The organism is Luteibacter sp. dw_328, from assembly GCF_018449605.1.
Classification (GTDB): Bacteria; Pseudomonadota; Gammaproteobacteria; order Xanthomonadales; family Rhodanobacteraceae; genus Luteibacter.
Genome location: NZ_JAAVUW010000003.1, coordinates 238,840 through 260,106, shown reverse-complemented (window position 1 = coordinate 260,106; position 21,267 = coordinate 238,840). Strand labels below are relative to the sequence as shown.

At 62.8% G+C, this 21,267-nt stretch carries 18 protein-coding genes and 8 tRNA genes; 20 read left to right on the top strand and 6 right to left on the bottom strand.

Annotation, left to right across the window (positions count from 1 at the left end; translation table 11 throughout):
- The first annotated feature begins 14 nt into the window (after positions 1-14).
- The gene (locus HB634_RS08945; protein WP_213948518.1) at positions 15-1,013 is read left to right on the top strand and encodes a peptidoglycan DD-metalloendopeptidase family protein; all 999 of its coding nucleotides are present in this window, start codon (positions 15-17) and stop codon (positions 1,011-1,013) included.
- Between the two features lie 163 nt (positions 1,014-1,176).
- Here HB634_RS08945 and panE read toward each other — a convergent pair whose 3' ends face one another.
- From panE to yhbY, 3 genes are read right to left on the bottom strand one after another with little or no spacing between them, the layout of a single operon-like run.
- Complete coding sequence (gene panE, locus HB634_RS08940) at positions 1,177-2,112, bottom strand: 2-dehydropantoate 2-reductase (protein WP_213948332.1); 936 nt, start codon at positions 2,110-2,112, stop codon at positions 1,177-1,179.
- Positions 2,113-2,119: 7 nt separating this feature from the next.
- Positions 2,120-2,497 carry an Mth938-like domain-containing protein gene (locus HB634_RS08935; protein ID WP_063574178.1) on the bottom strand — a complete coding sequence of 126 codons (378 nt, stop codon included), beginning with the start codon at positions 2,495-2,497 and terminating at the stop codon, positions 2,120-2,122.
- Between the two features lie 6 nt (positions 2,498-2,503).
- Positions 2,504-2,800 carry a ribosome assembly RNA-binding protein YhbY gene (gene yhbY, locus HB634_RS08930; protein WP_046968793.1) on the bottom strand — a complete coding sequence of 99 codons (297 nt, stop codon included), beginning with the start codon at positions 2,798-2,800 and terminating at the stop codon, positions 2,504-2,506.
- A gap of 84 nt (positions 2,801-2,884) precedes the next feature.
- On the opposite strand from yhbY, the gene rlmE reads away from it, so the two are divergent.
- The 7 genes from rlmE to HB634_RS08895 all read left to right on the top strand — a co-directional run bounded on the left by rlmE (position 2,885) and on the right by HB634_RS08895 (position 6,290).
- Entirely contained in the window at positions 2,885-3,514 is a 630-nt protein-coding gene (gene rlmE / locus HB634_RS08925) for a 23S rRNA (uridine(2552)-2'-O)-methyltransferase RlmE (protein WP_213948331.1), read from the top strand.
- A gap of 17 nt (positions 3,515-3,531) precedes the next feature.
- A complete protein-coding gene (gene ftsH / locus HB634_RS08920; RefSeq protein ID WP_213948330.1) occupies positions 3,532-5,463 on the top strand; it encodes an ATP-dependent zinc metalloprotease FtsH in 1,932 nt (643 codons plus the stop codon).
- Positions 5,464-5,731: 268 nt separating this feature from the next.
- Positions 5,732-5,808 (top strand) — tRNA-Arg (locus tag HB634_RS08915).
- Between the two features lie 110 nt (positions 5,809-5,918).
- Positions 5,919-5,995 (top strand) — tRNA-Pro (locus HB634_RS08910).
- 24 nt (positions 5,996-6,019) lie between these two features.
- Positions 6,020-6,096, top strand: a tRNA-Arg gene (locus tag HB634_RS08905).
- A 14-nt stretch (positions 6,097-6,110) separates the two neighbouring features.
- Positions 6,111-6,187 (top strand) — tRNA-His (locus tag HB634_RS08900).
- A 27-nt stretch (positions 6,188-6,214) separates the two neighbouring features.
- Positions 6,215-6,290 (top strand) — tRNA-Lys (locus HB634_RS08895).
- Positions 6,291-6,588: 298 nt separating this feature from the next.
- On the opposite strand, the gene HB634_RS08890 is transcribed toward HB634_RS08895, so the two are convergent.
- On the bottom strand, positions 6,589-7,257 hold the full coding sequence (locus HB634_RS08890) for a hypothetical protein (protein ID WP_213948329.1): 669 nt from the start codon (positions 7,255-7,257) through the stop codon (positions 6,589-6,591).
- A gap of 171 nt (positions 7,258-7,428) precedes the next feature.
- Between HB634_RS08890 and HB634_RS08885 the strand changes: the two genes are divergently transcribed.
- Positions 7,429-7,513 (top strand) — tRNA-Leu (locus HB634_RS08885).
- A gap of 77 nt (positions 7,514-7,590) precedes the next feature.
- Entirely contained in the window at positions 7,591-8,133 is a 543-nt protein-coding gene (locus tag HB634_RS08880) for a hypothetical protein (RefSeq protein ID WP_213948328.1), read from the top strand.
- A 138-nt stretch (positions 8,134-8,271) separates the two neighbouring features.
- Here the strand turns inward: HB634_RS08880 and HB634_RS08875 are convergent, their stop codons facing one another.
- Positions 8,272-9,645, bottom strand: a complete 1,374-nt coding sequence (locus HB634_RS08875) for an MFS transporter (RefSeq protein ID WP_157504224.1) — start codon at positions 9,643-9,645, stop codon at positions 8,272-8,274.
- A gap of 104 nt (positions 9,646-9,749) precedes the next feature.
- On the opposite strand from HB634_RS08875, the gene soxR reads away from it, so the two are divergent.
- From soxR to fabV, 10 genes are all read left to right on the top strand, one after another.
- Complete coding sequence (gene soxR / locus HB634_RS08870) at positions 9,750-10,184, top strand: redox-sensitive transcriptional activator SoxR (RefSeq protein WP_063573053.1); 435 nt, start codon at positions 9,750-9,752, stop codon at positions 10,182-10,184.
- 100 nt (positions 10,185-10,284) lie between these two features.
- Entirely contained in the window at positions 10,285-11,577 is a 1,293-nt protein-coding gene (gene tig, locus HB634_RS08865) for a trigger factor (RefSeq protein ID WP_213948327.1), read from the top strand.
- A 49-nt stretch (positions 11,578-11,626) separates the two neighbouring features.
- A complete protein-coding gene (clpP, locus tag HB634_RS08860; protein ID WP_046968784.1) occupies positions 11,627-12,259 on the top strand; it encodes an ATP-dependent Clp endopeptidase proteolytic subunit ClpP in 633 nt (210 codons plus the stop codon).
- Positions 12,260-12,364: 105 nt separating this feature from the next.
- The gene (clpX, locus tag HB634_RS08855; RefSeq protein ID WP_063572026.1) at positions 12,365-13,660 is read left to right on the top strand and encodes an ATP-dependent Clp protease ATP-binding subunit ClpX; all 1,296 of its coding nucleotides are present in this window, start codon (positions 12,365-12,367) and stop codon (positions 13,658-13,660) included.
- A 170-nt stretch (positions 13,661-13,830) separates the two neighbouring features.
- Complete coding sequence (lon, locus tag HB634_RS08850) at positions 13,831-16,347, top strand: endopeptidase La (RefSeq protein ID WP_063572027.1); 2,517 nt, start codon at positions 13,831-13,833, stop codon at positions 16,345-16,347.
- Between the two features lie 336 nt (positions 16,348-16,683).
- A complete protein-coding gene (locus HB634_RS08845; RefSeq protein ID WP_036112061.1) occupies positions 16,684-16,956 on the top strand; it encodes an HU family DNA-binding protein in 273 nt (90 codons plus the stop codon).
- 12 nt (positions 16,957-16,968) lie between these two features.
- A tRNA-Val gene (locus tag HB634_RS08840) sits at positions 16,969-17,043 on the top strand.
- Between the two features lie 9 nt (positions 17,044-17,052).
- Positions 17,053-17,129: transfer RNA gene (locus HB634_RS08835), tRNA-Asp, on the top strand.
- Positions 17,130-17,211: 82 nt separating this feature from the next.
- Entirely contained in the window at positions 17,212-19,122 is a 1,911-nt protein-coding gene (locus tag HB634_RS08830; RefSeq protein ID WP_063572028.1) for a SurA N-terminal domain-containing protein, read from the top strand.
- Between the two features lie 133 nt (positions 19,123-19,255).
- Positions 19,256-20,455, top strand: coding sequence for an enoyl-ACP reductase FabV (gene fabV, locus HB634_RS08825; protein WP_213948326.1), 1,200 nt, complete (start codon positions 19,256-19,258; stop codon positions 20,453-20,455).
- Positions 20,456-20,487: 32 nt separating this feature from the next.
- Here fabV and HB634_RS08820 read toward each other — a convergent pair whose 3' ends face one another.
- The gene (locus HB634_RS08820; protein WP_213948325.1) at positions 20,488-21,267 is read right to left on the bottom strand and encodes an enoyl-ACP reductase; all 780 of its coding nucleotides are present in this window, start codon (positions 21,265-21,267) and stop codon (positions 20,488-20,490) included.

The following is a 21,267-nucleotide window of genomic DNA, read 5'->3' as shown; positions in this document are numbered from 1 at the left end:
AATCCGCGATGCTCATGATCCGCCCGCTCGCCCTGGCGGGCGTGCTGTCGGCCGCCGTGCTCGTGGCCGGTTGCGATGTCACGCGCAGTTCCGTTGTCGTCACGCGCAGCCCCGGTGGTTACACGCCCACGCACGCCGCGACGCCACCCCCGGCGCCACCGGGCGGCAGCTATCGGGTGATGAAGGGCGACACGCTCTACAGCATTGCGTTCCGCAACAAAGTCGATTTTCGCGATCTTGCCGGGTGGAACGGCATCGATTCGCCGTACACCATCTGGCCGGGCCAGGACCTGCGGCTCTCGCCGCCGGGGCACGACAACAAGCCAGCCCCGGCGCACGCCGCGCCGGTGGTCGTGGCGGCGACGCCGCCGCCTGGCGGTAGTCCGCCCCATGGTGCGCCACCGCCCGCGCAGCCCGCCTTCCAGGCTGTGACGGACGCTGACGTAGCGCCCCCGCCCGTTCCGGCGCCGGCGACTACGACGAACACACCGGTCGTCGTGGCTGGAAAGCCTGCAGAGTCCGTCGTTCCTGTTCCGGTGCCGCCGCCGAGCACACCGAACGTGCCCGCCCCGGCACCGGCGCCTGTGGAGAATCCCTCTGCCGCCACGCCCATCGTCACCAGCGGCGCTTCGCGCAGCGCGGGCGGTATCGCCTGGCGCTGGCCTGCCGACGGCACGATGTTGAAGAAATTCTCATCCAGCGACGCCATTCCCGGTATCGAAATCGGTGGCAAGGCCGGCGACCCGGTGCGTTCCGCCGCCGATGGCGTGGTGGTCTACAGCGGCAATGGCCTGGTCGGTTACGGCGAGCTGGTGATCATCAAGCACAGCGACAGCTTCCTCTCCGCTTACGGCCACAACCGCAAGCGACTGGTCAAGGAAGGCGAGAAGGTAAAAGCCGGCCAGTCGGTCGCGGAAATGGGTTCGAGCGGCGCGACGCGCGACGAACTCCAGTTCCAGATTCGCCGCGACGGCAATCCGGTCGATCCGCTGCAGTATCTGCCGGCCAGATAGAACACGGCCTCGGGCGTAGCCCGAGGCAACCACCCCGTGGGAGCCGATTCATCGGCGAATGGCAAACAAACGCGCTGCGCAGCAGCGCCTCCCTCCGGTTGCTGGCCTCAGCCTCAGTCGGGAGGAAAAGCTCGCCGATGAATCGGCTCCTACACAGAGCTGCCTAGCCCTGGCGCTTACGCCGGGCTTCAAACGCCTGCAGGTGCGCAAACGCCACCTCCAGCATCGGTGCCCTGATCCCCGCATCCCGCGCACGTCGCAACATGTCGCCGACGATGTGGTCGGCTTCGATGCGCTGCCCGGATTCGAGGTCGCGGAGCATGGACGCCGTCAGCGGCGAGCCTTCCTGCGTCAGCGTTTTCCAGGCAAATGCGCGGGCGTTATCTGGCACGGCGTGACCCGACACGCGGGCCACGGCCAGGCATTCCTCGTACATCTGCTCAGTGAGTTGGCGACCGTCGTCCGTGGCGACGATGTCGCCGACGCTGGCGCGGAACAGGCAGGTTGCGCCGGCGAGGGTGGCGAGGAAGGAGAACTTGGCCCAGAGATCGCGTTCGATATCGGACGAATGCGTGTGGTCGACGTTCGCCTTGGCGAAAGCATCCGCTATGGCCCCACAACGGCCGCCATGATCGTTACCGTCGCGCTCGCCGAAGGTCACCGATGCGCCGTTGCCAAAGTGCAGGATCTCGCCCGCCGGCCCTTTCGCGGCACTGATGACGCACATGCCGCCGATGACCCGGTCCGGACCAAAGCGATTGTCGAGCACCGGATAGTGGGCCAGCCCGTTGAGGATCGGCAGGATCGCCGTGGCCTCGCCGACCGCCGGGTCGATCGCCTCGATCGCCGAATGCAGGTCGTACGCCTTGCAGGAGAGCAGGACCAGGTCGAAGGCGCCTGCCGCGGCGACCGTGTCGGCCGTGACGTGTTTCACCGTCAGGGTGGCATCGCCGAACGGGCTTTTTATGATGAGTCCGTTCGCATCCAGTGCCCGTGCCCGGTCTGGTCGGACCAGGAACGTCACGTCCGCGCCACCCTGGTGCAGGCGACCGCCGAAGTAACCGCCGGTGCCGCCGGCCCCGAGAATGAGGATGCGCATGGCGTTCTTAGCCTTGGGGCAGGATGAAGGCCGCCAGGACCTTACGGCCCTCACCGGCCAGGAGACTGTAGGTGCGGGCGGCCGAGCCGTTGGTCATCGCCTCGACGCCGATGCCCTGACGCAGGAAGCCGGCCATGACTTCAGCAGGCGGAAAGACCTGGCGCTCGCCGGTGCCGATGATGACCAGCTCGGGCTTCAGGTCCGCGATGAGGGCGACATCGGCCAGGGTGAGCTGCTTCGCGTCGGTCACAGGCCAGTCTTCCACGACCTTTTCCGGGGTCAGGAGGAGGCTCTTGTGAAAGTCGCGGTCGACGATCGTGACCGTGTTCGCGCCCACCCGGCGCACGAAGAGGTACTCGCCAGGGTGCTCGAACGAGAGGTCCATGGCGGGTTACCGGGGCAGGGCGAGCTTCGGGTCCTGCTCGTTCCGGCGGAACAGGACGACGATATGGCCGATTTCCTGGACCTTTTCGGAGCCGGTCTGGCTGGTCAGGAAGTCGATCTGGGCCTGGCGCTCGTCCTTGTCGCCTCCGGAGAGCTTGACCTTGACCAGCTCGTGGATATCCAGGGCCTGGGCGAGCTCCTTGGCCACGGCCTCGGTGGCGCCCTTGTTACCCAGCAGGACGACCGGCTTGAGATCGTGGGCCATGCTGCGGAGATAGCGGGACTGTGTAGGGGAAAGCGACATTGCGTTCAGGTTCGATGTGCGGCTGACAGGCGTCAAAGGGTATCATGCAAGGCCCGCTCCTTATTAAGACTCTGGTCGAAAGCCATGGCACGCAGCAAGACCAGCTCCCAGTGGCTCAAAGAGCACTTCGACGATCCCTACGTCAAAAGAGCTCAGGCGGAAGGTGCGCGCTCGCGAGCCATCTACAAGCTCGAGGAGCTGATCGAGCGCGATCGCCTCATCAAGCCCGGCATGACCATCGTCGACCTTGGCGCCGCCCCGGGCGGCTGGTCCCAGCTGGCGCGCAGGCGCCTGGGCGATACCGGCCGGGTCATCGCCATGGACATCCTGCCCATGGCCAGCCTGGCCGGGGTGGACTTCATGCAGGGCGATTTCCGCGAGGAAGCCGTGCTCCGCGAGCTGGAGGCCATGCTCGACGGCCAGAAGGTCGATCTTGTCCTGTCGGACATGGCCCCCAATATGTCAGGTGTGGCACTGGCCGATCAGATCCGTGCGATGGACCTTTGTGACCTGGCCCGGCAGTTCAGTCTCGACTGGCTCAAACCGGGCGGGTCGTTCCTGGTGAAGCTGTTCCAGGGCGTGGGTTTCGACGAGTACCTTAAGAACTTGCGCGCTGACTTCAGTCGCGTGACGATGCGTAAACCGAAAGCCTCCCGCGCACGTTCGGCGGAGGTGTATGCACTGGCGACCGGCCTCAAGTCGGCGTCCCGGTAACCTGGCGAGAACACCGCATGAATGAGATGGCAAAAAATCTGTTGCTCTGGCTGATCATCGCGGTGGTCCTCCTGACCGTGTTCCAGACCTTCAATCCCCATGGTGGATCCTCGCAGGACATGTCCTATACGACGTTCGCCCAGAACGTCGATAACGGAAATGTCGCCAGCGGCACGATCACCTCCACCGCACCGCCGACGATCACCGGCAAGCTGAAAGATGGTGGCGCCTACCGCACCGTCGTACCGGTGGTCGGCCTGTCCAGCAGCGATCTGGTCAAGCAGATGCGCGACAAGGGTGTTGAGCTCCGTCAGGAGCCAGCCGACAACGGCTTCTCCCTGCTCGGCCTGCTGTTCAACTGGCTGCCGATCATCATCTTCGTCGCCGTGCTGATCTGGTTCATGCGCCAGATGCAGGCGGGTTCCGGCGGCCGCGGCGCCATGAGCTTTGGCCGCTCGCGCGCCAAGCTTCAGGGCGAAGACCAGGTCAAGGTCAACTTCACCGACGTCGCCGGTTGCGACGAGGCGAAGGAAGAGGTCGGCGAGCTCGTCGAGTTCCTCCGCGACCCGGGCAAGTTCCAGAAGCTCGGTGGCAAGATTCCGCGCGGCGTGCTGATGGTGGGCCCGCCGGGTACCGGTAAGACCCTGCTCGCCAAGGCGATCGCCGGCGAAGCCAAGGTGCCGTTCTTCTCCATCTCCGGTTCGGACTTCGTCGAGATGTTCGTCGGCGTCGGTGCAAGCCGTGTTCGCGACATGTTCGAGCAGGCCAAGAAGCACGCTCCCTGCATCATCTTCATCGACGAGATCGACGCCGTCGGCCGCCATCGTGGCGCCGGCATGGGCGGCGGTCACGACGAGCGCGAGCAGACGCTGAACCAGTTGCTGGTCGAAATGGATGGCTTCGAAGGTACCGAGGGCATCATCGTCATCGCCGCCACGAACCGCCCCGACGTGCTCGATCCGGCCCTGCTGCGTCCGGGTCGCTTCGATCGCCAGGTCGTCGTCGGCCTGCCGGACGTGAAAGGTCGCGACCAGATCCTCAAGGTGCACATGCGCAAAGTGCCGACCGCGGCCGATGTCGAGCCGATGGTCATCGCGCGCGGCACCCCGGGTTTCTCGGGTGCGGATCTGGCTAACCTCGTCAACGAGGCAGCGCTGTTCGCGGCCCGCGAGAACGCTCGCGAAGTGCGCATGAGCCACCTGGACCGTGCGCGCGACAAGATCCTCATGGGCACGGAGCGTCGCTCCATGGCCATGAACGACGAAGAGAAGAAGCTCACCGCGTATCACGAGGCCGGCCACGCGATCATCGGCCGTCTGGTTCCCGAGCATGATCCGGTCTACAAGGTCACGATCATTCCGCGCGGTCGCGCTCTGGGCGTCACCATGTACCTGCCCGAAGGCGATCGTTACAGCATGAACAAGGTGGCGATCGAATCGCAGCTCTGCTCGCTGTACGGCGGTCGCGTTGCCGAGGAACTGATCTTCGGTCACGACAAGGTCACCACCGGCGCCTCGAACGATATCGAGCGTGCGACCAAGATGGCCCGCAACATGGCGACGAAGTGGGGCCTGTCCGACGAACTCGGTCCGGTGACCTACGGCGAGGAAGAAGACGAGGTCTTCATCGGTCGCTCCGTGACGCAGCATAAGAGCGTCTCCAACGAGACCGCCCGCAAGATCGACGAAGTGGTGCGCACCATCCTTGATCGCGCCTACGCGCGCAGCAAGGAGCTGTTGACCACGAATATCGACAAGCTGCACATCATGGCCGAGACGCTCCTGCTGTACGAAACCATCGACGCGCGTCAGATCGACGATATCATGAACGGTCGCGAGCCCGGGCCGCCGATCGACTGGACCAAGCCTGGTTCGCCGCCTCCGCCGCCCCCGCGTGGTGACGCTGGCTCGGCACCGGATAAGGTCGGCAAGCCTGCTACGCAGCTGTAAGAAGGGAAGGGCGGCCATTGGCCGCCCTTCTTTTTTGAGGGCTAGGGAAGCAACAGCTGTTGTAGGAGCCGATTCATCGGCGAAAGGGTGCTCGCGAATTCGCCATCGTTCGTTCAACCAAACGGCCAATTACCCCACTTGTTACCGTTCCGAGAAAAAAACTTTCAGAAAAGTGTTGACGCACACACTCGATATCTGAATAATTCCGCTTCTCGACACGGCGCCAACGCTTCACAGCGGCAGGCAACGAGTCAAAGGTTTAAAGTGTGCGCCCGTAGCTCAGTTGGATAGAGTACCAGGCTACGAACTTGGTGGTCGGGAGTTCGAATCTCTCCGGGCGCACCATCTTTAAATGCAGTTGAAAGTGTGGTGTGTTCATACGGATTGACGGGCTTGGGCTAGACCCGTAACATTTGAAGGCTTCACCCGGTTGTATCGGTGAGTGCTTTAAGTTTCGGGGTATAGCTCAGTCTGGTAGAGCGCCAGCTTTGGGAGCTGGATGTCGGGGGTTCGAATCCCTCTGCCCCGACCAGTCGGCGTTCTACGTACAGTGCCTGCGCCTGTAGCTCAACCGGATAGAGCATCGGCCTTCTAAGCCGACGGTTGCAGGTTCGATTCCTGTCGGGCGCGCCAGATCGTGTTTTATGGTGGGCGTAGCTCAGCTGGTTAGAGTACCGGATTGTGATTCCGGATGTCGTGGGTTCGAGTCCCATCGTCCACCCCACTTGCAACGTGCGATGTGTTTCAAAATGGGCCGTTAGCTCAGTTGGTAGAGCAGTTGACTCTTAATCAATTGGTCGTAAGTTCGAATCTTACACGGCCCACCATTTTGGAAGGCGCTTAGGGAAACCTAAGCGCCTTTTCTTTTTGCCCGTAATCTTCCCGAGGGTTGAGCGATGGATACCGGCAAGCCAGGCAAGCCGAGAACGCCGCGCCGCGATGGTCGTCCAGGCTCGGGCCTGCTGATCCGGCCACATGCCGGGGCGGAGACGCGGGTGAAGTCGGGTGGGCGGGCGGATAACCGTTCTGGCTCTGCTGGGACAAGGTCAAGCGGCCAGTCCGCCGCTCGACACGATCGAAGTCTTGAAGATCCAGAAATCTCGGAGTGACCGTCGCCTTCGCGGATCAGAAGACGCTGAAAGAATTTCCATCGTGCGCACATTGGCCTCCGCCGCATGTGGTCATTCGGGTGGGTGCTGTGCCTGCCGAAGGCATGAAACAGTTGACGTAGACGTCGCTGGTGCCAGAAACCCCGCCAGGTGTCGGGTCGCTGGCCGACTGGCGGCACCGATTGTCTATGACAAGGTCGCTGGTGACCGTGCTCGCGGAGTCGAGGCGATGCGTCGATGTGCCACGGTGCACCGAGTTCTGATTTGCGGAGACAACATAGTTTCCGGGGGCGACCGCTTGTAGATAAGGGGCACGAGTCCCTTTTGGAGTGGCAGCACTGGGGTCCACGGGAGATTCGGATCGACATGCTCCGCCTCCAAGCGTATCGGGGCTCAGCCTGATGACGCTGCCCCTGGAGACCTGTGAGCCAAAACTGGCGCAGATCCGTTCGTCGAGCTCCCGAGTGGCGCCGGGCTGAGAGCTGTGCAAGTACAGATAATCACCATTCTCGAGCTCGATTAGGTGCTGCTCGACGAGCACGTCCATCCCGTGCTCGTCCTTCAGGATCACTTGCCGAACGACGCGTTTTTCGCCCTCGGGCGAAATGCTTGCGCTTTGCTGAGTAACCTGCGCGATGACGAGGGCCGGGAACGCCGCGGCAGTGAGGGGGATTAGATATCGCATGGGTTGCCTCCTTGGTTGGGAGGAGCAGGATCGGCGTATGCGCAAGCCGATTGAATACGTAAATTCTGAAAAATGGCCTGAATTTTGATTTGCGCTTCGCGGCGTCCTCTGGGCCACATCCGTCCCCGGTGATAGACCTGAGACGGCGCGAGACCTAGAATGGCGCCGCGAGCGAGAGTGGCGGAATTGGTAGACGCACCAGATTTAGGTTCTGACGGGTAAAACCGTGCGGGTTCGAGTCCCGCCTCTCGCACCAACCAGGGGTCGATCGCGGCCACAGACAAGTAGCTCTCTCACTTACCCGGCCCGAAGGGTCGCGGCAGGATAGTCGCCTTGAACTCAGTGCAGGGAAGCGAGGCTAGATTCTGGTGGTCGAGAGTTGCCGGCGTTGCGGCACTCGCCGGCTTTTGCGTCGCGCTGACGATCCACGTACGAGCCATTCTGAATCTGCCGATTCCAGCGGAATCCTGGCCGGGTTGTCCGCTCTCTTTCTCTCTGTTTGCTGGCGCCTTTCTCGTGTTCATGCCCATGGTTCGCGACGCGAGTGACGGTCGGATCGGTCCGGTATCGAATTCGCGAATTGCAGCGGGCATGCCGACCTGGGCGCGCGCAGCGATAGCCGTGTGTGCCGCCTATGTTGCTCTCAACTTCGTCTGGTGCCTGGTCGCTCACGGCGAAAAGGTGCAAGTCTCGAATGGTAAGGCTATTGCCTACGTGTCAGGCGTTTCACGCGTCCTCACGGACGACGAGTACAGGGACTACCTGGGATGGCAGGCCCGTTTCTGGTCGGGCCACATCCTCATCTTCTACCTGGTCCCGGTCTTCTATTTTCTATGCGGGCCGGGAGCGAAGGGGCGGGTGGCTCGACAGGCGTAATTATCGTTGCGTCGTTACGGCTGCTCACGATATGCGCAGCTGCGACGCCGCACGCAAGGTTAGAGAGGTAGCAAGCGCTGCGCTGTCAGCCAATGTCGCTAAAAAGTACAGGGTGACCTCGCCTTCGCTACCATGCGATCAGGTGGGTGCCTGTGTTCGCCGGGCTACGATTGTTCCCAAAACGGCAAGCACTACCGTAATCGCAAAGTTCGCCGCAAACGCCGCGGTATGCGACGCATTCAGCAGTGCGGCGAATAACGTACCGCCGATCGCCAGCGTGGTGGCGACCATCAATGATTCGCACAGCTGCAGCGCCGAACTGTTGCTGCCTTGTTCGTGCTCCCCCGACATGGAAAGTGCGAGAACGGCGACGGTGCCGTAGAGCATGCCCATGCCCAGGCCGGTCAGTAGCCATCCCAGCACAGCGGCGAACACCGGCATCCATGGAAACGTAGCGAGCGACGCGGTGATCACGCCGATCACCATGAGCGCCGTGCCACGTGTAAGCAGGGCCTGTCGCGAAATCGTTGCGTAATGGCCCTGGTACCACGAGCCCGAGAACCAACCGATCGCGCCGACGCTGATAGCGAGACCAGACCACGTAGGCGACAGACCATGTTGCTGCGAGAACACGAGTGGCAGGAAGGCTTCGGCGCCGAAGAAGGCCGAGGCAGCGACGCCACGCAGCGCGATGACTGCCGGAAGCCCGCGCGCCGCGCGTAACGTGCCGGTGGGAAGCAGCTGGCGTCCACATCCGATGATCAGGGCGACGGCGGGCACGAAGAGAGCGACGGCGATCCACCCCTGTTCCTGCCCGGCGACGAACAGCAGGCACGTACCGACGGAAGCACCGATGGCGTTCATCATGCGACCAGGCTTCTCTTCCTGGACGTGCGTCGGCGGTGCAAGGGAGCTCAATGCGCCACGAAGCGCTGCCGCAGCGGGCAGGGCAAGCAGGGGCACCGCAAGGAACACCCAGCGCCAACCGAAGTGCTCGACGATGGCGCCGCTGATCGCCGGTCCGATCAGGGCGGGTACGACCCACCCCGCGGAGAACGAGGCGAAGACTTTCGGCCTGAGGTGGTCCGGATACAGGCGCGCAACAATCACGTAGAGGGCAGGCGACAGGCAGCCCGCTCCGAGGCCCTGTACCAACCGACCCACGATCAGGGTGGGCATGTTGTGGGCGAAACCCGCGATCAGCAGGCCGGCCACGAAGCCGACCAGACCGGTCCAGACGGCAGGGGCGGGTCCTTTGCGGTCGCTCCAACGTCCCGAGAGGGCCATGCCGATGACACTGGTCGCGAGGAGTCCGCCGAAGGCGAGGGCGTACAGGCGAAGGCCGTCCAGCTCACGCGCGACCGTCGGCATGGCCGTCGTCACGGCCAGTGCCTCGAAGGCGAGCAGGGAGATCAGCGCGACCATGCCGATCGTTGCGGCTCGGTAGGTCGGGGAGAGGATGCCTTCGGCGTGGGGTGTCGCCGAAGGCTGGGTAAGGTCTGGGTTCGACATGCCCACATTCATTCTTTCTTCCTTGGGGATTGGGAGTTTCGCACGCTTGCGTGCGGCGTCTGGGGCGAGCAGGATGGGACCTCAACTTTGGTTGAGGTCAAGCGATGCGCGAATTGAGCGTGGGCGACGCGGCGAAGCGCGCCGGTGTGGCGGTCTCGGCGCTGCACTTTTATGAACGAAAAGGGCTGATCCGGAGCCTGCGAACATCCGGGAATCAGCGGCGCTACGCAGGCGACGTACTCCGTCGGATCGCGGTGATCCGGGTCGCCCAGCGGGTCGGCATCCCGCTGGAGGCCGTGCGGCGGGCCTTTTCCACCCTGCCGGATGAGAGGACGCCCAGCCGTGAGGAGTGGGCGCAGATGTCGGCGGCATGGCAGGAAGAGCTTGAGGATCGGATCAATCAGCTGATGAATCTGAAGGAAAAACTGACCGAATGCATCGGCTGCGGCTGCCTTTCGCTGACGGCGTGTGCCCTGGCCAATCCGGGCGACACGCTGGCGGCTGATGGTGGTGGTCCGAGGCGTTGGACGCCCGCCTGACGCCTGTTGCGGCGGTAGAGGGGCAAAACGTAGAATGGGCAGTCATTTGCGGGGTTTTTCACCCCATCGCGCCACACTCGTGGTGGTTTCAGGAGAGGTCATGCAGGTTTCGGTTGAGAATGTCGGCAAGCTCGGGCGCAAGCTCACGGTGAAGTTCCCGGCTGAGCGCCTCGAGTCGCAGGTCAGCCAGCGCATCGCGGAAATGGGTCGCACGGTGCGTCTGAAGGGCTTCCGTCCCGGCAAGGTTCCCACCAACGTGATCAAGCAGCGCTTCGGCGCGCAGGTCCGTGGCGAGGCGCTGTCCGAGCTGATCGGTTCCACGCTGCGCCAGGCCGTCGAGCAGGAAAAGCTCCAGCCGATCGCCAATCCGGCGGTGGATACCACGGGTAACGCCGAGAACGGCGAGATCGCCTACACCGCCGTCTTCGAGATCATGCCGGAGTTCCCGGTCATCGACGTCGCCGCGCTGGAAATCGCGCGTCCGAAGGCTGAGGTCAAGGACACCGACATCGACAAGATGATCGAGACCCTTCGTACGCAGCGCCGCAGCTTCGACGAGGTGGCTCGCGCGTCCAAGGACGGCGATTTCGTCATGTTTGAGTACTCCGCCGAAGCCGGTGACTACCGCTTCCCGACCGAAGGCCTGGAGCGTGCCGGTAGCGTGCTCGGCTCGGGCACCCTGTTCAAGGCGCTCGACGAGGCCCTCACCGGCCGTTCCGCCGGCGAAGACCTGGTTCAGGACGTGGCTTTCCCGGAAGACTTCCGTAACGCGGACCTCGCCGGCAAGACCGCCAAGGTCACGTTCAAGATCGTCAAGGTGCAGGCGGCGAATCTCCCGGTCGTCGATGCCGAGTTCGTGCAGCTGTTCGGCGTGGCCGACGGCGACATCGACAGCTTCCGCAAGGAAGTGCGGGCCAACCTCGAGCGCGAGCTCAAGGCAACGGTCATGGCCCGCCTGAAGTCCGAAGTCGCCGAGAAGCTGGCCAACGCTTTCCCGGACCTCGACGTGCCCGACCTGATGGCGGATGCCGAAGCCCGCAGCCTCGCCGCCAGCAACCTGCCGCGCGGCCAGGAGCCGAGCGCGCAGATGGTTGCCGAAGCCACGCCGTTCGCCCGCAAGCGCGTGCTCGCCGCACTGCTGATGGGTGAAATCGCACGCAAGAATGAGATCCGGATCGATCGTAAGCGCATGGCGGAAATGCTTACCGCGATCGCTTCGACCTATGAAGAGCCGCAGCAGGTCATTGAACTGTATAACAGCGATCCCCAACTGATGTCGGGACTGCAGAATCGCGTTATGGAAGATCAGGTGGCTGAGTGGGTGGCGGATCACGCCAAATCCACCGACCAGGAACTGACCTTCGACGAGGTAATGCGCCCGATCGGTGCCTAATCGCATCGGTCACTTGCAACAGCCGGGCCCCACACGAAGGAGAGACCGCATGTCCATGGCTCCGATCCAGAACCTCAACCTGGTGCCCATCGTCGTCGAACAGACCTCACGCGGTGAGCGTTCGTACGACATTTACTCGCGTCTCCTCAAGGAGCGCATCATCTTCGCCGTGGGGCCGGTCGACGATTACATGGCCAATGTGATTGTCGCCCAGCTGCTGTTCCTTGAGTCGGAAAACCCGGACAAGGACATCAATCTGTACATCAACAGCCCGGGCGGTTCCGTCACGGCCGGCATGGCGATCTACGACACGATGCAGTTCGTGAAGCCGGACGTCAGCACCATGTGCATCGGTCAGGCCGCCTCGATGGGCGCCCTGCTGCTGGCCGCAGGTGCGGCGGGCAAGCGTTACTCGCTGCCGCATTCGCGCATCATGATCCACCAGCCCTGGGCTGGCGGCATCTCGGGTCAGGCCACGGACATTGAGATTCATGCCCGTGAGATTCTGACCATGCGCGAGCGTCTCAACGCCATCCTTGCCCACCACAGTGGCAAGACGGTCGACGAGATCGCCCGTGACACCGAGCGCGACCGCTTCATGAGCGGGGCAGAGGCCCAGGCCTATGGCCTGATCGACTCGATCCCCGAAAAGCGCACGGTTGACACCGTCCGTTCAGCTTGATTTGAACGTTTTCGCTTGTGAAAACCGGCACTTCGCTCCTGATTCCAGGGGCGAAGTGCTGTGCTATTCTCAAAGCGTACCTGGATTCTCAGTAGGGCCCAAAGCATGAGCGACGAGCGGCAGAGCCGTTCCAACGACGGCGGCAAGATTCTTTACTGCTCCTTCTGCGGCAAGAGCCAGCATGAAGTGCGCAAGCTGATCGCCGGCCCCAGCGTGTTCATCTGCGACGAATGCGTTGAGCTGTGCAACGACATCATTCGCGAGGAACTGGAAGAGAAGGCGGCCTCCGGCCGGACCCAACTTCCGAAGCCCCGCGAAATCATGGAAGCTCTCGACCAGTACGTGGTCGGCCAGACGCGCGCCAAAAAGGCGTTGTCCGTCGCGGTCTACAACCACTACAAGCGCATTGAATCGCGCCAGAAGAACGACGAAGTCGAGCTCGGCAAATCCAATATCCTCCTGATCGGTCCGACCGGTTCGGGCAAGACGCTGCTGGCCGAAACGCTGGCGCGCCTGCTCAATGTGCCGTTCACGATCGCCGATGCCACGACGCTTACCGAGGCAGGCTATGTCGGTGAGGATGTCGAGAACATCATTCAGAAGCTTCTGCAGAAGTGCGACTACGACGTCGAGAAGGCGCAGAACGGTATCGTCTACATCGACGAAATCGACAAGATCTCGCGTAAGAGCGAGAACCCGTCGATCACCCGCGATGTCTCCGGCGAAGGTGTGCAGCAGGCCCTGCTGAAGCTCATTGAGGGCACGCTGGCCTCGGTGCCGCCGCAGGGTGGCCGCAAGCATCCCCAGCAGGAATTTCTGCAGGTGGACACGCGCAACATCCTGTTTATCTGCGGTGGTGCGTTCTCGGGGCTGGAGAAAGTCATCCAGCAGCGTTCCGAGACCACGGGTATCGGCTTCGGTGCCGAAATCCGTTCGAAAGAACGTACGGAGAACGTCGGCAAGCAGCTTTCGGACGTCGAACCGGCGGATCTTGTCCGTTTCGGCCTGATTCCCGAGTTCGTCGGCCGTCTGCCGGTGGTTGCCACGCTCGACGAGCTCGACGAGGCTGCCCTGGTGCAGATTCTCACCGAGCCCAAGAACGCGGTTACCAAGCAGTTCAAGAAGCTGTTCGACATGGAAGGCGCCGAGCTGGAATTCCGCCCGGAGGCCTTGTTCGCCATCGCCCGTCGCGCGCTCAAGCGCAAGACCGGCGCACGTGGACTGCGTACCATTCTCGAACAGGTGCTGCTCGACACGATGTTCGAACTGCCTTCGCTGGAGCATGTCAGCAAGGTCGTGGTCGACGACGCCGTGATCGATGGCCAGGCCGAGCCGTATCTCATCTACCGTGGGAACCTGCAGCAGCAGCGGATCGCGGGCGAGGGCGGCGACGCAGCCTGATCATTGCGTAAGCAAGCTACCGCGGCCCCGGCGTCCAGCGACGCCGGGGCCGTTTTTCTTTGGCGCGCCCGCTCTTGATCGTTCCTTCGCGAACCACCACTTGACGTGTATGGCGGCTCCGGCGCAGTGTCGGGTCGCACCCCAAATACTCTGAGGGAAACCCCAAGCACATGGCGAAGAATCGCAGCCAAACCACGAGCGGATCCGAGCTGGACCTGTTGCCGGTCCTGCCCCTGCGTGACGTCGTCGTCTACCCGCACATGGTCATTCCGCTGTTCGTGGGTCGCGACAAGTCCATGCGCGCGCTGGAGCGGGCGATGGAAGGCGAACGGCAGATCCTGCTTGTCGCTCAGAAAAGCCCCGACATCGACGATCCGTCGATCAGCGACCTCCATTCGGTCGGTACGCTCGCCGGTGTCCTGCAGCTGCTGAAGCTGCCCGATGGCACCGTGAAGGTGCTGGTCGAGGGACAGTCGCGTGTGCAGATCGACGCCTTCGAAGACGAAGCCGGCATGATGAGCGGCAAGGCGCGCGTCATCGAGCCGATCTACAGCAGCAACGAACGCGAACTCGACGTCGTGTCGCGCTCGCTCGTCTCGCTGTTCGAACAGCTGGTCAAGCAGAGCCGCAAGCTCCCGCCGGAAATCCTCGCGACCCTCTCGGGTATCGACGATCCCTCACGTCTTGCCGACTCGATCGCCGCGCACCTGTCCGTGCGCATGGGCGACAAGCAGCGCGTGCTCGAAGCAGCCGACGTGGGTCAGCGTCTCGAGTTGCTCATCGGCCTCGTCGACGGCGAGATGGATCTGCAGCAGGTCGAGAAGCGCATTCGCGGCCGCGTCAAATCGCAGATGGAAAAGAGCCAGCGCGAGTACTACCTCAACGAGCAGATGAAGGCCATCCAGAAGGAACTGGGTGAGGGCGAAGAGGGCGCGAACGAGATCGAAGAGCTGCAGAAGAAGATCGACGCTGCCGGTATGCCCAAGGCTGTCCTGGCGAAGGCGCGTAACGAGTTCAACAAGCTCAAGCAGATGTCGCCGATGTCTGCCGAGGCGACCGTGGTCCGCAACTACCTGGACTGGGTGGTGGGCGTGCCGTGGAAGAAGCGCAGCAAGGTCCGCAAGGATCTCGCCCTTGCGCAGGAGACCCTCGACGCCGATCACTTCGGCCTGGAGAAGGTCAAGGAACGCATCCTCGAGTATCTCGCTGTCCAGCAGCGCGTGAACACGATGAAGGGTCCGATCCTCTGCCTCGTCGGTCCGCCCGGCGTGGGCAAGACCTCGCTCGGCCAGTCGATCGCCAAGGCGACCAACCGCAAGTTCGTCCGCATGAGCCTCGGCGGTGTGCGCGATGAAGCCGAGATCCGCGGTCATCGTCGTACGTACATCGGTTCGATGCCGGGGCGTATCGTGCAGAACCTCAACAAGGTCGGCACGAAGAACCCGCTGTTCGTCCTGGATGAGATCGACAAGATGTCGATGGACTTCCGCGGCGATCCGTCGTCGGCCCTGCTTGAAGTGCTCGATCCGGAGCAGAACAACGCGTTCAACGATCACTACCTGGAAGTCGATCTCGACCTCTCCGAGGTGATGTGGATCGCGACGGCGAACTCGCTCAATATTCCGGGTCCGCTGCTCGACCGCATGGAAGTGATCCGTATCCCGGGTTACACCGAAGACGAGAAGCTCAACATCGCGCTGAAGTACCTCGTGCCCAAGCAGCTGAAGGCCAACGGGCTGAAGGCCGAAGAGTTGACGGTCGGCGAAGATGCGCTGCGCGACATCGTGCGTTACTACACGCGCGAATCGGGCGTGCGTAACCTCGAGCGCGAGATCTCCAAGATCTGCCGTAAGGTCGTCAAGGAAATCGCGCTGGGCACGGTACCGGCCAAGGCCAAGGCCAAAGTGAAGAAGACCGCCGCCAAGGCAGTGAAGGGCAAGGTGCTGGCGCCGGATCAGGTTCGTGTCGATGGCGAAAACCTCGACCACTTCCTCGGCGTGCGTCGCTTCGACTTCGGTCGTGCGGAACTGCAGAACGAAGTGGGCCTGGTCACCGGTCTTGCCTGGACCCAGGTCGGCGGCGATCTGCTCAGCATCGAGGCCTCCGTGGTTCCGGGCAAGGGTCGCCTGATCCAGACGGGCCAGCTCGGCGATGTCATGAAGGAATCGATCCAGGCGGCACTAAGCGTGGTTCGCGCGAGGGCGGAAGCGCTGGGTATCGATCCCGACTTCCATCAGTCGCTCGACATCCACATCCACGTGCCTGAAGGTGCTACCCCGAAGGACGGTCCGAGTGCCGGTATCGCCATGTGTACGGCACTCGTGTCGGCTCTAACGAAGGTGCCGGTGCGCTCCGAGGTCGCCATGACCGGCGAGATCACGTTGCGTGGTCGCGTCCTGCCGATCGGTGGTCTGAAGGAGAAGTTGCTGGCGGCTCATCGCGGTGGCATCACCACGGTGATCATCCCTGAGGAGAACCGCAAGGACCTCATCGACCTGCCGGAAAACATCACCACGTCGCTGGCGATTCATCCGGTGAAGTGGATCGACGAGGTGCTCAATCTCGCACTCGAGCGTCCCCCGGCTCCGAAGAAGGCCGGTGATGGCGGTGAGGCCGTCGAGGTGCCCATCGAGGAGGCCAAGGCGGGTAAGGGTAAGGGCAAGGGCTCGCCTTCGCTCACGCACTGATCCCGGCTGATCGTTTCGTATCGGGAACAAGGGCGCACGCAAGTGCGCCCTTTTCGTTTTCGCTGTCCTGTCATTGTTGGTTCGCGATAATCGTTTTTCTCTCCCCGCGCAAGCCTCCGTGAAGGATGCATACGCGCTGAAAGCGTTGGTATTGCTCGTATTGCGATGGGGGGAGGGCACTGGTATAAAGGCGGCTCCGCAATCGTCCGCGCCGCAAGGGCGCCACGTATCGCGGGTCGTCGAACGATGCCGAAAGCTTGCGTTCGAAGATCTACCGTCTTCTCGTACAGGATCGCCTTCTGGCGATTCGAATTACCTTTGAAAGGGAGTTACGTAATGAATAAAACCGACCTGATCGCCGCCATTGCTGAAAAGGCTGAACTGTCGAAGGCTGACGCCGGCAAGGCGCTCGAAGGCCTGATCGAAGCCGTAAAGGACACCCTCAAGAAGGGTGAAGACGTCGCCCTCGTCGGCTTCGGCACCTTCAAGCTGCGCAGCCGCGCTGCTCGCACGGGCCGTAACCCGCGCACGAACGAAGAGATCAAGATCCCGGCGTCCAAGGTTCCGGCCTTCACGGCTGGCAAGGCGCTCAAGGATCACGTAAACTAAGTAGTCTTACCGGGGTGCTTAGCTCAGCGGTAGAGCGTCGCCTTTACACGGCGCTGGTCGGGGGTTCGATCCCCTCAGCACCCACCAACGGTAAGTGGAGTGGTAGTTCAGTCGGTTAGAATGCTGGCCTGTCACGCCGGAGGTCGCGGGTTCGAGTCCCGTCCACTCCGCCAATCTGCAAAGGCGCCCGTGTGGCGCCTTTGTTTTATCTACCGTCGGTAAGGATTTGCCGACGCCACCTGTGCGAGTCGCATCATGCTGCAAGCCCTGCGTAACAAGATCCACGGTTGGCCCGCGGCCATCGTCCTAGGCGTTTCGGTGTTCGCCGTTGCCTTCTTCGGCATCGAGTCGTACTTCGTATCGCGGGTCGATACGTACGTGGCGAAAGTGGGCGACCACGAGATCTCGCAGCAAGACTGGCAAAACAGGATGAACGAGCTGCGTCAGCAGATCGCGCAGAATCCGAATGCCCCGTTTACCGTTGCCGATCTCGAGAAACCCGAGCTCAAGCAGCAGGTGCTCGACGGCATGATCGCGAAGGTGCTGTTGGACAAGGCCAATACCGATCTCGGCCTCCAGGTTTCCGACGCCAGCGTGCGCGAAACCATCGGTGCCGATCCCGGCTTTGCCGTGAACGGGCAGTTCAGCGCCGACGCCTACAAGGCCATTCTTTCCATGCAGGGCATGAGCCCCGCCATGTACGAGTCCAAGGTCCGCGCGGACCTCGGCAACCAGATCATTCCGCAGGCGATCTACACGACCACCCTGGTCAGCGACGCCGATGTAGATGGGTTCTTCCGCCTCCAACTCCAGCAGCGCGACCTGCGCTTCGTGGAGCTGCCGCGCCCGTCCCTGACGGACGCCACGGTGGCCGATGCGGACATCGACGCGTTCTACAAGTCGCATGTAGCCGACTACACCACGCCCGAGCAGGTCTCGGTGCAGTATCTCGAAGTGAAGCAGGCCGATCTCAAGCTCGGTGAGCCGACCGACGCCCAGCTTCACGAGTTCTACGACAAGTTCAAGCAGCGTTATGCGCAGCCGGAGCAGCGTCAGGTCTCGCATATCCTCATCGACGTGCCCAAGAACGCCACGCCCGACCAGCAGAAGGCTGCGCTCGAGAAGGCGAAGAAGATCGCCGCCGAAGCCACCCCGGAGAACTTCGCCAAGCTCGCCGCCGAGAACTCGGAAGATCTCGGTTCCAAGCGCAGCGGCGGCGATCTCGGCTGGCTGGAAAAGGGTGTCGCTAACGCTGCCTTCGATACCGCGCTCTTCGGCATGAAGAAGGGTGAGATCACGAAGGAGCCGGTGCTTTCGCCGGAAGAGGGCTACCACATCATCTGGTTGCGCGATGCCCGCGAGGGCGACGCCAAGCCGTTCGCCGATGTGCGCGCGCAGCTTGCCGCGGACTGGGCGAAGGGCGAGGGCGAGCGCCTCTACAACGAGCGCGCCGGCCAGCTGGCCGACCTTGCCGAGCGCAACCCGGGTTCGCTCGACGCTGCCGCGAAGGAACTCGGTGTCGAGATTCGCACCACTCCGATGTTCGGTCGCCAGGGCGGTGAAGGCCTGACCGCCGATCCGAAGTTCGTCGCCGCCGCTTTTGCGGATGACGTACTCAACCAGGGCAACAACTCCTCGCTGGTGCAGGTCGACAAGGGCGACGCCATCGTCATGCACCTGTCCAAGCATGCCGTCGCCACGCCGAAGAACCTGGCCGACGTGCGTGACCTGATTCGTCAGCGCATCCTCGACGAGCGTGTCGACGCGGCGGCGAAGAAGAAGGCTGACGAGCTCGTCGCGCAGCTGGCCAAGGGTGGCGATATCGCTGCGCTCGCCCAGGCGCCGGTGCACACGGTTCCCGGTCTCGAACGCAGCAAGCTCGCCGCGACGAAGGACGTACCGCAGCCCATCCTGCAGCGCGCCTTCACGCTGCCGCATCCGGTCGACGGCAAGCCCAGCTGGTCGGTCGTGCAGACCGGCGGCGGCACCTATGCCGTTGTCGCTGTCGACAAGGTCACGGACGGTGATCTTTCCAAGATCGCCAAGACCGACCGCGATGGCCTGCGTGGCCAGATGACCGACGCGATGGCCAAGGCCGCGACGATCGAATACGTCGAGGCCCTCAAGGCCCGCGGCGATATCAAGATCGCCCAGGACCGCATGTAAGCCTGGGAAGCGTCCAGCGCTTCGTCGAAGGGCCCCTCGCTGAGGGGCCTTTTTTTGCCTGCCGTCCGTGCGGAAGCGCATGGTGTGCCGGCGCGATTACAATGGGCGCCTTACTGCGTCAAAGGGACAACCCGTGATCATTACCCCGAAGGTTCGTGGCTTCATCTGCACCACCGCCCATCCGGTCGGCTGCGAGAAGAATGTGGAAGAGCAGATCGCCATTACCAAGGCCAGCGGCGCATTCGCCGATGGCCCTAAGCGCGTTCTGGTGATTGGTGCGTCCACAGGCTACGGCCTTGCGTCACGCATCACGGCCGCTTTCGGCCAGGGTGCGGCGACCCTGGGTGTGTTCTTCGAAAAGCCGTCGAGCGAGACCAAGACGGGTACGGCTGGCTGGTACAACTCTGCTGCTTTCGACAAGCTCGCGACGCAGGCCGGGCTGTACAGCCGTTCCATCAATGGCGATGCGTTCTCCGACGAGACCCGCGCAAAGGCCATCGAGATCATTAAGGCCGACATGGGCGGCAAGATCGACCTCGTCGTCTATTCGCTCGCCTCGCCCGTGCGCAAGCTGCCGAAGACGGGCGAAGTGGTGCGTTCCGCGCTGAAGACCATCGGTGAGACGTTCACCGCCTCCTCGGTCGATACGAACAAGGATGCCGTGATCCAGGCGTCGGTCGACCCGGCGACGGAACAGGAAATCCAGGACACGGTGACCGTCATGGGCGGCGAAGACTGGGCACTGTGGATCGAGGCGCTGACCGAAGCCGGCGTGCTCGCCGATAACGCCACGACGGTTGCTTACAGCTATGTCGGCACGTCGATCACCTGGCCCATCTACTGGGACGGCACGCTGGGCAAGGCGAAGCAGCACCTGGATCGCACGGCGAAAGAACTCGGTACGAAGTACAAGGGGCTGCGCGCCTATGTCGGCGTCATGAAATCCGTCGTCACCCAGGCCAGTTCGGCCATTCCCGTGATTCCGCTCTACGTTTCCATGGTCTTCAAGATCATGAAGGCGAAGGGCATCCACGAAGGCACGATCGAGCAGATCAACCGCCTGTTCCACGAGCGTCTCTACCGTGCGGACGGCAAGGTGCCGGAGACCGATGCCGAAGGCCGCCTGCGTCTCGACGACTGGGAGCTGCGTGACGACGTGCAGAACGAGTGCAAGGCTTTGTGGCCGACCGTCACCACGGAAAACCTGTGGACCGACACCGACTATGCCGGTTACAAGCACGACTTCATCAAGCTGTTCGGTTTCGACCGCAAGGATGTCGACTACGCAGCCGACGTGAATCCGGACGTGCGGTGGAACGTCGTCGAGATGTAAGCGACAACCTGCCGGGCAGGGGCGGGGTGTCGCTAGTTCATCAACCCGACGATGTTGAAGCCGGCGTCGACGTAGGTGACCTCGCCGGTTATGCCCGACGCCAGATCCGAACACAGGAAGGCGGCAACGTTGCCGACTTCCTCCTGCGTCACGCCACGCCGCAAAGGCGCGACGTTGTCGACCTGCTCGAGGATGCGACGGAAGTTGCCGACGCCGGACGCCGCAAGGGTCTTGATCGGTCCTGCGGAAATCGCATTCACGCGCGTACCTTGCGGCCCGAGGTTATAGGCGAGGTAACGGACGTTCGCTTCGAGGCTGGCCTTCGCCAGGCCCATGACGTTGTAGTTCGGCAACGCGCGCTCGGCACCGAGATAACTCAGCGTGAGGATCGCTCCGCCGCGGCCACTCATCAAGGGGCGCGCCGCCTTCGCCAGGGCGGCAAGACTGTAACTGGAAATGTCGTGTGCCACGGCGAAGTTTTCGCGCGTGAGGTTGTCGAGGAACTCGCCCTGTAGCGCTTCGCGCGGCGCGAATCCTACCGAGTGTACGAGGACGTCGAGGCCGTCCCAGTGCTGCCCGAGTTCGGTGAACACGCGGTCGATGTGCGCATCGATGCCGACATCGCATTCGAGCACGAGGTTGGAGCCGAATTCCGCGGCGGCTTCGTCGACGCGATCCTTCAGGCGCTCGTTCTGATAGGTGAAGGCTAGTTCCGCGCCTTCACGATGCATGGCTTCGGCAATCCCCCAGGCGATGCTGCGCCGGCTGGCGATGCCAACGATGAGAGCTCGCTTGCGATGCAGGAAGCCCAT

Coding starts and splice junctions, on each gene's coding strand:
- HB634_RS08945 (WP_213948518.1), top strand. CDS start 15: ATGATCCGCCCGCTCGCCCTGGCGGGCGTGCTGTCGGCCGCCGTGCTC.
- panE (WP_213948332.1), bottom strand. CDS start 2,112: ATGCGCATCCTCATTCTCGGGGCCGGCGGCACCGGCGGTTACTTCGGC.
- HB634_RS08935 (WP_063574178.1), bottom strand. CDS start 2,497: ATGGACCTCTCGTTCGAGCACCCTGGCGAGTACCTCTTCGTGCGCCGG.
- yhbY (WP_046968793.1), bottom strand. CDS start 2,800: ATGTCGCTTTCCCCTACACAGTCCCGCTATCTCCGCAGCATGGCCCAC.
- rlmE (WP_213948331.1), top strand. CDS start 2,885: ATGGCACGCAGCAAGACCAGCTCCCAGTGGCTCAAAGAGCACTTCGAC.
- ftsH (WP_213948330.1), top strand. CDS start 3,532: ATGAATGAGATGGCAAAAAATCTGTTGCTCTGGCTGATCATCGCGGTG.
- HB634_RS08890 (WP_213948329.1), bottom strand. CDS start 7,257: ATGCGATATCTAATCCCCCTCACTGCCGCGGCGTTCCCGGCCCTCGTC.
- HB634_RS08875 (WP_157504224.1), bottom strand. CDS start 9,645: ATGTCGAACCCAGACCTTACCCAGCCTTCGGCGACACCCCACGCCGAA.
- soxR (WP_063573053.1), top strand. CDS start 9,750: ATGCGCGAATTGAGCGTGGGCGACGCGGCGAAGCGCGCCGGTGTGGCG.
- tig (WP_213948327.1), top strand. CDS start 10,285: ATGCAGGTTTCGGTTGAGAATGTCGGCAAGCTCGGGCGCAAGCTCACG.
- clpP (WP_046968784.1), top strand. CDS start 11,627: ATGTCCATGGCTCCGATCCAGAACCTCAACCTGGTGCCCATCGTCGTC.
- clpX (WP_063572026.1), top strand. CDS start 12,365: ATGAGCGACGAGCGGCAGAGCCGTTCCAACGACGGCGGCAAGATTCTT.
- lon (WP_063572027.1), top strand. CDS start 13,831: ATGGCGAAGAATCGCAGCCAAACCACGAGCGGATCCGAGCTGGACCTG.
- HB634_RS08845 (WP_036112061.1), top strand. CDS start 16,684: ATGAATAAAACCGACCTGATCGCCGCCATTGCTGAAAAGGCTGAACTG.
- HB634_RS08830 (WP_063572028.1), top strand. CDS start 17,212: ATGCTGCAAGCCCTGCGTAACAAGATCCACGGTTGGCCCGCGGCCATC.
- HB634_RS08820 (WP_213948325.1), bottom strand. CDS start 21,267: ATGGGCTTCCTGCATCGCAAGCGAGCTCTCATCGTTGGCATCGCCAGC.